The following is a 12,218-nucleotide window of genomic DNA, read 5'->3' as shown; positions in this document are numbered from 1 at the left end:
TAACCGAATGCGGAGCGGTAGTTCAGTCGGTTAGAATACCGGCCTGTCACGCCGGGGGTCGCGGGTTCGAGTCCCGTCCGCTCCGCCACTAAATTGAAAGGCCTTCCCTATTGGGAAGGCCTTTTTGCTACCTGACATTTACCCAGTCTCTCATCCTCAGTAGCAGGTAGCTTGGTTGGGTTATCACCCATCCCTACGGCAATCTCCGCCCTATAGAATGGCATTCATGCTTCATTCGTGGTCACACATATAGACAGTTCAGGGATGACTCAACAATCTGCCTGGCTGAGCAGAAGTCAGTGGCCATCGTTACCTGGAGTTAGTCGCCAGGAAATATCCTGGCTTGTTGGTTGCGGCTGATCTGCTGCGTTCTGAGGGCCTAGTGGATGTCGCTGAGCATAGACGAGGGAGGGCGCAGGAAAGGTAAGGTGCGCTACTGTGGCTGAATCTGATGGGGTTATCCAGGATGCAGAGGATATCTGGTAAAAGCGTGATGTTGTAGGACCGCTCAGGCTGATTCCATTTTCTGTTGTGTCGCGAGCATGGGGTGCACAAAGAAAAGGGGACAGCAGATGCTGTCCCCTCAAGTCATTTCGTCCATTCCCTGAACTGCCATGCTCCCTGCAATCCTTGACGCTATCCTTTCCTTTGGAAATTCCCCTTCCCAATCCGTTGGGGTGTCCTGTGGCCTTCCTAGCCTGGCAATCTGTCCTGATTGCTTCACCCTCTCCTTCCTGGAGGTGTCCATTACCACATCCCGTGGTGTTCCTGCGTCATCCTGACTGATAACCATCCTTGCTATCACGCTTCATCTTGAAGCTGTTCCTGACCGCGTCTTGCGGTGTCCTTTCATCCTTGATGAGCGACAATCCGTGCCACTCAACCTCATCCCGAGGTATCCAACTACCGCATCCTGCGGTTGTCCTGTCGATCCTTGTGATAACCATCCTGGCTATCAACCCCATCCCGAGGTGTTCCTTGCCCACATCCTGCAGGCTATTCCTTGTTTATGCGCTGTTTCTGCATCCTGCCGAATCAGCTCGTCCTTGTGAGACCCATACTAAGGCAATTGCAGGCTCGAACAAGGTGTGCATTCGGCTTGGGTTCCGTGACTCGCGGTGCAGAAATGGATTGGTGTGGGATATTGTTCATTATTATCAATGCGTTAGTTAGTTTCTGTGGAAAGCATACCCAATGCGGGATGGCTTCACGTACGGTTCAACACAGAGGGGTCTTACAGGGGGAATGGCAGATCTCTTACAAGCAGAAATCGGTAGGAAAACGATGGTACAGCCGCTTCAATCAGGGGTGTAAGAGTTCAAAATTAATTGAATACTTATGCTTTAAAAGTAGACAAAAGCCGAGATAAATCTCGGCTTTGTATTGTCTGCTGGTTTCTTTAGCTGACCCTTGTCCCAGGAGTCGGGTAGGCCTTGCGCAGTGATTCGGGTGCAAGCACCTCCAGGTTGCCGCTCATGTTGTTCAGCCAGGAGCGGAACTCGGGCGTATCCTGCACTTCGGTCTCCACCACCACGCTGCGCTTGTCGTAACGGGTCATGCGCGGGTTATGCCCCGGGATTTGTCCATCGATCAGGGTCGGGCAGTTGGCATCGATGCGCCCGACGAAGCGGATCGGACCGCTGACGTCCTGATAACCCTGGTCGCGGATCAGCTTCTGGATATTGAAGTCCTTCGGCTGGGTCGCGCTGAAGTTGGTCAACTCCACGTTCTTGATGTGATCGAACGGGATGCCGTAGACCTTGGGATCCAGCTCGGAGAGGGTACAGAGCAGGATGGGGCCATCGGGTTGGTTCAGGATGCCGAGGGGATTGATGCGGTCATAGCAGAGCCAGACAGTACGCTCCTTGATGACACGCTGGATCTCGGCGCTGAATTTGCGACCACGCCAGAGGGCGTCGCGGATCAGGGTGCTGCGGCGGATCTCCGGATTGCCGGCGAAGGGGCGAGGTGACTGGTGCACGCTCTCCAGCCAGCGCTCGGCCAGTTCGCTCTGGCTGTCGCGGATCACCTGACCAGCCTTGTCGATCAGCGGGTTCAATTCGGTCAGCACGCTTGCCGGCAACAGTTGGCTTGCCTGGTCGCTCCAGGTTTTCAGGGCCACTGCCAGCGAGAGCGGCATGATGTTGGCAAAGTCATTGAGACCATGGCGCTCGAAGCACCAGCCATGAGGCTTGCTGCGCTCATCGGAGGTGAGGTCGAACAGTCCCATGCCGGACATCTCTTCCAGGTCCCGTTGCACGGTACGGAGACTGACGTGAATGCCTTCCTCTTCCAGTTTTACCTGGAGTTGGCTGGCGGTCAGCTTGTAAGGGCGGTGCGGGATGCAACGCGCCAAGGTCAGTTGTCGTAACAGCTTCTTACTCATGGTGCATGCCTTCACTGGTTTAGCGTTGAGTGTATCCTAGCCATGGCCTGCGACAGTCTATGTCGCAAGTTTTGCTGCGACAACTGTCGCCATTTTCATACATGAAGAATCAAGCCATTGATAAATAAAACAAAACAACAAGCAAAAGGGGTTGTTTGAGCCCTTTTTTTATTGAAAACAAGCCTTGCGAGAATGCTTGCGACCAGGGTGACTGGAAGGAAATGGAAGCAATATGGAGGGGGAGGTGGGAAGGAGGTGAGGGACGGGCCCCCACCTCGACACGTCGTTATGCCAGCCAGGACCAGGCTGATTTGGTGATGGCTGCGCCCACCATGTAGCCGAATACTGCGAGAGCGGCCACTCCGGCCACCAGCTTCTGACCGCGGGCAGGGCGCTTGAGCGCCATGACGCCCAGGCCGATGTAGATCACCAGGGCAATCAGCTTGGCCATCAACCAGGGCTGCTGGCCAGGGCTCATCTGCAGGGCCACCGCCAGCAGCACGCCAAACAGCAGCAGGAAGGTGTCGTTGATGTGGGGCAGCACCTTCAACCATTTCTGTTGCAGCCGCCCGCTGCCCGCCAGCGCCAGGCTCCAGCGGTAGAGGAAGAGCAGCAGGCTGACCAGGGCCAGGGTCATGTGAAGGTGTTTGAGCATGGGGTAATAGGCAATCATGTTGCTTCCTTGTCGTTGTCGGGCAGACCGCTGTTCCATTGATGGGCGTGGGTACGCTCCTGTCCTTCCTGATCGTCTTGCAGCAGGTCGGAGAGGATGTCGCGGTATTGCAGGCTCTTGTTGATATAGGTGTGCTCGTCGTCCAGGTAGTTGACCTGTTCCCGCAGCAGCCGGTTGTCATACTGCTTGAACATCTGCCCCGCACGCCAGGCCTGATTGGCCCTGAATCCCAAGAGGGTGAGTGCTTCTACCCCAAGATCCACGGCCGACCCCAGGGTTTCGCGGTGCACGCTGTCTATCCCGTGGCGCAGGATCTCGTGGGCATGGGGTCTGTCCTGGGCACGGGCCAGTATTCTGAGGTGCGGGAAGTGCTTTTTCACCATCTCGATCACTTCGAGGGAGGTGGCCGGGTCATTGAGGGAGAGCACCAGCAGTTTGGCCTTGTGGGCGCCGGCCGCGTGCAGCAGGTCGAGTCGGCTGGCATCCCCATAAAACACCTGGTAGCCGTACTTTCTCAGCATCTCTATCTGGCTGGCATCCTGCTCTAGGATGGTGGTGCCAATACCATGGCCGTGGAGCAGGCGCCCCACTATCTGACCGAAGCGACCGAAGCCGGCGATGATGACCGGGTGTTCCACCAGCTCGGGCTGTTCATGTTCGGGGGTGTCACTCTGGTTGCGGTAGTCGAACCAAGGCTGGATCACCCGATCGTTGAGGATAAGCAGCAGCGGTGTCAGCGCCATGGAGAGGGCGACGACCAGAGTCAGCAGTGAGATGGTGCTGCCCGGCAGTACCTTGTTCTGGGCGGCGAACGAGAACAGCACGAAGGCGAACTCCCCGCCCTGGGCAAGGGCCAGGGCGAAGGTCCAGCGCTGGTTCGGGGAGAGGCGAATGACAAAGCCGAGCCCCATCAGCACCAGCCACTTGAGCACCATCAGACCGATCACCAGTGACGGGATCAACAGGGGATGGGCGGCAAAGAGGCTGAAGTCGATGCCGGCACCCACCGACATGAAGAAGAGGCCGAGCAGCAGCCCCTTGAACGGCTCAATGTCCGCTTCCAGCTCGTGGCGGTATTCGCTGTCCGCCAGTACCACGCCGGCGAGGAAGGAGCCGAGGGCGGGGGAGAGGCCGACGGATTCCATCAGCACGGCGATGGCGATCACCAGCAGCAGGGCGGCAGCGACGAAGATCTCCCGCATGTGGGACTGGGCGATGGCGCGAAACACCGGCCGCATCAGGTAATGGCCACCCAGCACGATGCCGGCGATGGCGGCCACCACCAGCAGGCCGTGCTGCCAGCCTGCCAGCTCCGAACTGCCGCTGCTGGCGACCGGCGCGATGGCCAGCAGCGGCAGGATCGCCAGGATGGGGATGACGGCGATGTCCTGGAACAGCAGCACGGCGAAAGCGGAGCGGCCGCTCTCGCTCTGCATCAGTTTGCGCTCCTGCAGGCTCTGCAGCACGATGGCGGTGGAGGAGAGCGCAAGAATGAGACCGATGGCGAGCCCCTGCTGCCAGGGCAGACCCAAAAGATAACCCACCCCGGTCAGGGCGACACTGGTGAGCAGCACCTGCAGACCACCGGTGCCGAGGATGGGCCCTTTCAGTTGCCACAACAGGGCCGGGCGCAGCTCCAGACCGACCAGAAACAGCATCAGCACCACCCCGAACTCGGCGAAGTGCATCACGTCTTTCTGCTCGCCCACCAGACCAAGCAGGAAGGGACCTATGATGATCCCCGCCAGCAGGTAGCCAAGGACGGAGCCCAGCCCCCACCGCTTGGCCAGCGGGACGGCGATCACCGCCGCCGAGAGGTAGATCAGGGCATCAAACAGCAATCCATGTCCCATCAGCGGCTCCTCCTTAACATGATGAATGCCGGTGAGGGCTGGCCGGGCCTGCGCCCGGATCGAGTGTGTGTCATGGGAGTACTCCCAGCAGATCGCGCAGATAGGGGCTCTCGGCCAGCTGGGCCGGGGTCAGCTGCTCGTCCCGCAGGGCGCACAGCAGTTGGCGATAGTCCTGGCCGCAGCGGCGCAGCGCCTCGGGATCCTCGATCTTGTGGAAAGAGTGCAGCACGAAAGGGGGCAGCCAGCGCATGCCGCACAGCTGTGCGGTCTGCTGGAAGGGGAGCAGGAAGTCGAGCAGCGGGCGCTGGTTGTAGCCGGCGCGGCAGTAGGACTCCGGGCCGCCCCCCGTGGTGATGGCGCTGAGCCACTGCTTGCCGTTGAGGGCGTGGGCCTCGGGGCCGTAGGCATAGCCGTACTCCAGCACCAGGTCCATCCACTCTTTCATGATGGCCGGGCAGGAGTACCAGTAGAAGGGGTGCTGGAAGACGATGATGTCGTGCTCCGCCAGCAGGGCCTGTTCCCGTTTCACGTTGATGAACATGTCCGGATAGCGTTGGCAGAGATCGTGCAGGGTGATCCCCTCCAGCCCCTCGATGGCGTGCAGCAGTTGCTTGTTGGCCCGGGAACTCTGCAGCGCCGGGTGTGAAAAGATGACCAGAATGCGTTTCATGGGATTCCTGAAGAGGGTCTGCTGCCGGCACATGCGACAGACTGTGAGCTGAAACGTTATCAAGAAGCTCCCTGGCCCGCCAGTTCCGGGATCAGTGCGCGCAGCGCCGGATTCAGGGTCTGGTGGGCGGGGTAGCAGAGGCCGATGCGGCGGAACATCCGGGGGCCGCTCACGGGCAGGGTGCACAGGCCCGCTTCGTCCTCCACCAGCCCGTCGGGCAGGAAGCTGATGCCCACCCCGGCCAGCACCAGCGCCATCACCAGCCCCTTGCTCTCGGCCTTGGCCACCAGATTGAGGGTGAGCCGGTCACAGGCCAGCAGGCCTATGGTTTGCTGATGGGCTTCGCAGGGTGGGCACTCAATAAAATCATAATGTTGCAACTCAGCCAGCTCGATACGCGCCCTGCCCGCAAGAGGGTGTCCCCTGGGAACGCACAGCACGTACTCCTCTTCCCAGAGCGGCAGGAAGATCTCGTCCTCCCGGCGCAGGGCATCCAGGGTCAGCCGGCAGTCGGCCGGGGTGCCGTAATCGGAGAGGGTGAGATCCAGCTCGGGCAGCACCCCCTGCACCCGCCGAAGCAATCCCGCCAGCCGACGGCGGCTGAGGTCGGGCATGATGGCCATGTTGAGTCTCGCACGCGTCGCCTTCTGGCGAAACAGAGTCGGCAGGCGACGCGCCTCTTCCACCAGCTTGACGGCGTGGGGATAGAGATAGTGGGCCGGATCCTTCGCTTCTACCCCCTTCTTGCCCCGGATGAAGAGGCTGTCCCCCAGGCTCTCTTCGAGCTGGCGAAGGCCGGCGGAGAGGGAGGGTTGGCTCACGTGGCAGCGGGCTGCCGCCGCCGTGATGTTCTTCTCTTCATAGATGGCGATGAAGAAGCGCAGCAATCTCAGGTCCAGCATGGGGATACCATAGTTAATTCAGATGATAACCAGCGGAAAACTATATTTATCGCCGATGGATGTAGCGACTATAGTGACTGGGTCCCGTGCTGGCCAGCCCTTGTTTGACGCCCATTTCAACGCATCAGAAGGAAAACTCCATGTCCAAGTCCCTCGTGGTGATCACCGGCGCGTCCGCCGGGATCGGTGCCGCCATTGCCCGCGCCTTCTCCACCGCCGGCCATCCGCTGCTGTTGCTGGCCCGCCGGGTCGAGCCCATGCAGGCGCTGAACCTGCCCGATACCCTCTGCATCGGGGTCGATGTCACCGACACCGCCGCCATGAAGGCCGCCGTGGCGCAGGCGGAGGCGCAATTCGGCCCGGTGGGATGTCTGGTCAACAATGCCGGCGTCATGCTGCTGGGACAGGCCGACGTGCAGGATCCCGCCGAGTGGCAGCAGATGCTCAACATCAACGTGATGGGGGTTCTGAATGGCGTGCATGCGGTACTGGCCGGCATGAAGGCCCGCCGCAGCGGCACCATCATCAACATCAGCTCCATCGCCGGTCGCAAGACCTTCCCGAACCATGCCGCTTACTGCGCCACCAAGTTCGCCGTTCACGCCCTGACCGAGAATATCCGGGAAGAGGTGGCCGATGTCGGCGTGCGGATGGTGACCATCGCTCCGGGCGCGGTGGAGACCGAGCTGCTCAGCCACACCACGGACGAGAGCATCAAGGCGGGCTATCACGACTGGAAGGATCAGATGGGAGGCGTCATTGCACCCGAGGTGATCGCCGACGCCGTGCTCTACGCCTGGCACCAGCCGGCCAACGTCTGCGTGCGGGAGATCGTGCTGGCGGCCACCCGCCAGCAACCCTGATGCAGACGGGGGAGGGGTTGACCCTCCCCCTGGGCCAAGGGTTACCATAGGCCCTCTTTCGTCATTGAGTCGTCTCATGGTCCTGACCCGTCGCCAACTCGCTCGCGCCCGCCGCTGGCTCCCACTGTGGAGTCTGGTGCTGGTGCTGATGTCGTTTGGCAGCCGTGCGGCCACCGATCTCTGTACCCTGACGCCCCATTGCAGCCAGAGCGAGCGTACCCTGGAAAAAGCCATGCCCTGCGGCAGCTTCACCTCGGCGCTCGCCATGACGGTGCTCACCAGCGACAGCCTGACGGTTGCCCGGCTTGAGCCCGACAGGCCGACATACCTCTCTCCCTCTCTGTTCATGCCGGAGGCGCCCCTGAAGCGTCTCGAGCGTCCGCCCCGTCACCACGGCTGAGTCGAGTTTCCCTTTCCGGGCATTTCTTCTTAACCGAGGTGAGATATGTACAAGTCCCTTTTACTGGCCGTGCTGGCCGGTACCGTCAGTGTTTCTGCTCTGGCAACCGGGCAGATGACCGTCTACAAGTCCCAGTATTGCGGTTGCTGCAAGACCTGGATCAAGCACATGGAAGAGAACGGCTTTGAGGTCAAGGTCGTGGAAACCGAGCAGCTTGACCCGATCAAGCAGCAGCATGGCATCACTCCGCAGCTGGCCTCCTGCCACACCGGGGTGGTGAATGGCTATGTGGTGGAGGGGCATGTGCCCGCTGCCGACGTGCAGAAGTTGCTCAAGGAAAAACCGGCGATCCGCGGTCTGACCATTCCGGGGATGCCCCAGAGTGCGCCGGGCATGGATATTCCGGGTCAGCCCTATCAGGTGCTGAGCATCAGTGACGAGGGCGCGACCAAAGTCTGGTCGAGCTACCCCGGCTGATGGATGCTGACCGTGAGCAGACACACTTCCATCATGTGAGGCACACCTGAGCGAACCCGTGTCGCCCACGGTCAGGGAGGAGGGCCGCCATCGCGAGATGGCGGCCCTTTTTCGTCGATTTGGGGGGTAATGTCCGGGGAGCCCTTGCAACCCCGGGCGACAAGGGGCAGATTGATCGCCAATTTTTATTTTCTCAGGGACGCTTTTCCTGCTGCCTGCCGGTGTGCCGTCTGGATGCGTGCAGCACCAGCGGGAGGGGCTGCCCTGTGACAGCGCAAAGGATGCGACATGTTCACCTTTTCCCGGGGGTTGCTGCTGGCTTGCCTGCTTGCTGCGCCCTGTTCCCATGCCAACGAAGAGTCCGCCATGCCTACAAGCGATACTTCCACCCAGCCTGTCATTGTCCCCCCGGTGGCTGCCAAGCACCCCCATACCCTGAAAAAACACGGGGACACGCGCGTCGACAACTACTACTGGCTGCGTGACGACGAGCGGCAGAAGCCCGAGGTGCTGGACTATCTCAAGGCCGAGAATGCCTACACCGAGGCCATGCTCGCACCGATCAAGCCGCTGCGCGAGCAGCTCTACAAGGAGATGGTGGCCCGTATTCCCCAGCAGGACGAGTCTGTCCCCTATGTGAAGAACGGCTACCGCTATCAGACCCGTTACGAGCCGGGCAAGGAGTACGCCATCTACTCCCGCAGCAAGGTGGAAGGGGACGGGGCGCCCACCCTGCTGCTGGATGGCAACCAGCGCGCCGAAGGCCACGAGTTCTATGCCCTGGGGGCGCTCGAGGTGAGCCGCAACAACCGCTGGCTGGCGGTGGCGGAAGATTATCTCTCCCGCCGTCAATACAGGATCCAGTTCCTCGATCTGGAGAGCGGCGCCTGGGCCGCCGACACCCTCGAGAACACCTCCGGCAACCTGGTGTGGGCCAACGACAGCAAGACGGTCTTCTACGTGCGCAAGCACCCCAAGACCCTGCTGCCCTACCAGGTCTATCGCCACGAGCTGGGCACGGATCCCGCGAAGGATACCCTGGTCTACGAGGAGAAGGACGACTCCTTCTATGTGAGCCTCTACGCCACCACCTCGGAAGATTTCATCGTCATCTCCCTCTCCAGCACCACCACCAGCGAGGCCCGCCTCATCGATGCCAATGTGCCGGGCCAGACGCCACGCCTGTTCCTGCCCCGTCAGGTGGATCACGAATACAGCCTGGATCACTACCGCGGTCGCTTCTATGTGCGCTCCAACAAGGACGGCAAGAACTTCGGCCTCTATGAGACCAAGGAGAGCCCGGTGGATCGTTGGAAGGCGGTGATCGCCCCCAATCCGGACGTGCTGCTGGAGAGCTATGCCCTGTTCAGGGACTGGCTGGTGCTGGAGGAGCGCAGCCAGGGGTTGACCCGGTTGCGTCAGGTCAACTGGCAGAGCGGCGAGCAGAAGGAGATCGCCTTCGACGATCCCGCCTATGTCACCTGGCTTGCCTACAACCCGGAGCCGGACACCAGCGCCCTGCGCTATGGCTACTCCTCCATGACCACGCCGTCCTCCACCTACGAGCTGGACATGGACAGCGGCAAGCGGACTCTGCTCAAGCAGCAGCCGGTGGCAGGCTTCGTGCCTGCGCAATATGCCAGCGAGCGGCTCTGGATCACCGCCCGTGACGGCGTGGCTGTGCCGGTGTCGCTGGTCTATCGCAAGGACAAGTTCAAGAAGGCAGGGGGTGGTGCAGGCACCAATCCCCTGCTGGTCTACGGCTATGGCTCCTACGGCGCCAGCATGGACCCGGACTTCAGCAGCTCACGCCTGAGCCTGCTGGACCGGGGCTTCGTCTACGCCATCGCCCATATCCGGGGTGGCGAGGAGCTGGGCCGCACCTGGTATGAAGAGGGCAAGCTGCTCAAGAAGCAGAACACCTTCAACGACTTCATCGACGTGACCGAGGCGCTGGTGGCGCAAGGCTACGGTGCCAGGGATCAGGTCTATGCCATGGGGGGCAGCGCCGGCGGCCTGCTGATGGGGGCCGTCATCAACCAGGCGCCCCAGCTCTATCGCGGCGTGGTGGCCCAGGTGCCCTTCGTCGACGTGGTCACCACCATGCTGGACGAGTCCATTCCCCTCACCACAGGGGAGTATGACGAGTGGGGCAACCCGAACAAGAAGCGCTATTACGACTACATGAAGGCCTACAGCCCCTACGATCAGGTCAAGACCCAGGCCTACCCGAATCTGCTGGTGACCACGGGGTTGCACGACTCCCAGGTGCAATACTGGGAGCCGGCCAAGTGGGTGGCCAAGCTGCGTGAGTTGAAGACGGACGACAACCAGTTGCTGCTCAGCACCGACATGGAGGCCGGTCATGGCGGCAAGTCGGGCCGTTTCAAGGCCTATGAGGACATCGCCCTGGAGTTCGCCTTCATTCTGGAGCTGGCCGGCAGCAAGGCGTGATGGCCGGGCCCAAATGAAATCAGCTTGTTACCAAACCCCGTTCCGGCAGCCCCGGATCGGGGTTTTTGCATCTTGGCGACAAAAGCGTCATTAACGTCGTGTTTATGCTGTTCAGTAAGCACTTCGCAATATAACGGACCAGGTTTCTAATCCTTGCCAGTCAAGGGTTGCGAAAGAATCTGGGCGTGCTTTTTATTGCTTCCCTTTAATAGTTCATGTAATTAATCTGCCCTTGAGAAATGAATGATCCGCTTCAAACTTCTCGCTATTTAAATCCGCCATTTTGCTGTTTTGTTTGATTTATGTTGGTGTTATGTGCTTAATCGGAGCGTTAATGCTTTTGAACTGACCCGTTTCTGGTCAGATCACCTCCGATCGGCATGACGCTGATTATCTCACCGCAGGATGATGGTGGCTTCTGGAAGGGCGCGTGCCGCTCGACCATTTCCTCGTACGAGGTCGTATAGGCGAACCCAGTCTTGGTGCGGGTCTGTCTCATATTCTCCCGGGAAACGGGTGAAATAAATCAATGAAAAGGATGAAGAACATGAAAGGATTATCCTTGGCGTGCGCCTTGTCGGCGGCTCTGGTCGGTGTGTCGTTTGGTGGTCCGGTGCAAGCGCAGGAGCGCTTCGTGACCATAGGCACCGGCGGTCAGACCGGCGTCTACTACGTGGCGGGCCAGTCCATCTGCCGCTTCCTCAACCGCGGCGCCGCCGATCACCAGATCAAGTGCAACGCCCCGGCCAGTGGCGGCGGTGTTGCCAACGTCAACGGCATCCGCTCCGGCGAATTCAACTTCGGCATCATGCAGTCCGACCACCAGTACAAGGCGATGAAGGGCGTCGAGCCGTTCAAGGCCGAAGGTCCGATGGATGACATCCGCGCCGTCTTCTCCCTGCAGAGCGAAGTGTTCACCATCCTGGCCCGCAAGGACGCCAAGGTAGCCAGCTTCGACGACCTGAAGGGCAAGCGCGTCAACATCGGCAACCCGGGTTCCGGTCAGCGTGACACCTTTGAAGAGATCATGACCGTGAAGGGCTGGGACAAATCCGCCTTCAGCCTGGTCTCCGAACTGAAACCCGCCGAGCAGGCCTCTGCCCTGGGTGACAACAACATCGACGCCATGAGCTACTTCGTCGGCCACCCGAACGGCGCCATCCAGGAAGCCTCCACCACCACGGACACCGTGCTGGTACCGGTCACCGGCCCCGAGATCGACAAGCTGCTGGCCGAGAAGAGCTACTACAGCAAGGCCGAGATCCCGGGTGGTCTCTACAAGGGCAGCCCGAACCCGACCCCGTCCATCGGTGGCAAGGCGGTGCTCTCCACCAGCGCCAAGGCTGACCCGGAAGTGGTCTACCAGCTGGTCAAGTCCGTGTTCGACAACCTGGACCGTTTCAAGCGCCTGCACCCGGCCTTCGCGGATCTGAAGGAAGCCGACATGATCAAGGTGGGTCTCTCCGCTCCGCTGCATGAAGGCGCTGTGCGTTACTACAAGGAACGTGGCTGGATGTAATCCGGCTGCGTCTTCGGATGT

General features: G+C 60.5%; 10 protein-coding genes and 1 tRNA gene. 6 read left to right on the top strand and 5 right to left on the bottom strand.

What is annotated here, in order from left to right:
• The first annotated feature begins 11 nt into the window (after positions 1 to 11).
• Positions 12 to 88 (top strand) — tRNA-Asp (locus PG883_RS14265).
• A 1,311-nt stretch (positions 89 to 1,399) separates the two neighbouring features.
• On the opposite strand, the gene PG883_RS14260 is transcribed toward PG883_RS14265, so the two are convergent.
• From PG883_RS14260 to PG883_RS14240, 5 genes are all read right to left on the bottom strand, one after another.
• Positions 1,400 to 2,386 (bottom strand): helix-turn-helix transcriptional regulator, encoded by a 987-nt coding sequence (locus tag PG883_RS14260; RefSeq protein WP_029313511.1) that lies wholly within the window; start codon positions 2,384 to 2,386, stop codon positions 1,400 to 1,402.
• Positions 2,387 to 2,672: 286 nt separating this feature from the next.
• Positions 2,673 to 3,059, bottom strand: a complete 387-nt coding sequence (locus PG883_RS14255) for a SirB2 family protein (protein WP_103858883.1) — start codon at positions 3,057 to 3,059, stop codon at positions 2,673 to 2,675.
• Positions 3,056 to 4,912, bottom strand: coding sequence for a monovalent cation:proton antiporter-2 (CPA2) family protein (locus tag PG883_RS14250; protein WP_043154446.1), 1,857 nt, complete (start codon positions 4,910 to 4,912; stop codon positions 3,056 to 3,058). Before PG883_RS14250 ends, PG883_RS14255 begins: the two co-directional genes overlap by 4 nt.
• Positions 4,913 to 4,982: 70 nt before the next feature.
• On the bottom strand, positions 4,983 to 5,582 hold the full coding sequence (locus PG883_RS14245) for an NAD(P)H-dependent oxidoreductase (protein WP_042015286.1): 600 nt from the start codon (positions 5,580 to 5,582) through the stop codon (positions 4,983 to 4,985).
• A 59-nt stretch (positions 5,583 to 5,641) separates the two neighbouring features.
• On the bottom strand, positions 5,642 to 6,484 hold the full coding sequence (locus PG883_RS14240; protein ID WP_042015287.1) for a LysR family transcriptional regulator: 843 nt from the start codon (positions 6,482 to 6,484) through the stop codon (positions 5,642 to 5,644).
• Positions 6,485 to 6,624: 140 nt separating this feature from the next.
• Between PG883_RS14240 and PG883_RS14235 the strand changes: the two genes are divergently transcribed.
• The 5 genes from PG883_RS14235 (at position 6,625) to PG883_RS14215 (ending at position 12,197) form a co-directional block, all read left to right on the top strand.
• On the top strand, positions 6,625 to 7,347 hold the full coding sequence (locus tag PG883_RS14235) for an SDR family oxidoreductase (RefSeq protein WP_045522991.1): 723 nt from the start codon (positions 6,625 to 6,627) through the stop codon (positions 7,345 to 7,347).
• A gap of 76 nt (positions 7,348 to 7,423) precedes the next feature.
• Complete coding sequence (locus PG883_RS14230) at positions 7,424 to 7,747, top strand: hypothetical protein (protein ID WP_010672576.1); 324 nt, start codon at positions 7,424 to 7,426, stop codon at positions 7,745 to 7,747.
• 45 nt (positions 7,748 to 7,792) lie between these two features.
• A complete protein-coding gene (locus tag PG883_RS14225) occupies positions 7,793 to 8,224 on the top strand; it encodes a DUF411 domain-containing protein (RefSeq protein WP_049637322.1) in 432 nt (143 codons plus the stop codon).
• Positions 8,225 to 8,512: 288 nt separating this feature from the next.
• The gene (locus PG883_RS14220; protein WP_270807337.1) at positions 8,513 to 10,678 is read left to right on the top strand and encodes a S9 family peptidase; all 2,166 of its coding nucleotides are present in this window, start codon (positions 8,513 to 8,515) and stop codon (positions 10,676 to 10,678) included.
• 547 nt (positions 10,679 to 11,225) lie between these two features.
• A complete protein-coding gene (locus tag PG883_RS14215; RefSeq protein WP_029313514.1) occupies positions 11,226 to 12,197 on the top strand; it encodes a TAXI family TRAP transporter solute-binding subunit in 972 nt (323 codons plus the stop codon).
• Positions 12,198 to 12,218: the final 21 nt, after the last annotated feature.

This window comes from Aeromonas sp. QDB25 (assembly GCF_027707725.1).
GTDB lineage: Bacteria > Pseudomonadota > Gammaproteobacteria > Enterobacterales > Aeromonadaceae > Aeromonas > Aeromonas caviae.
This window is presented reverse-complemented; position numbering and strand designations above follow the sequence as displayed.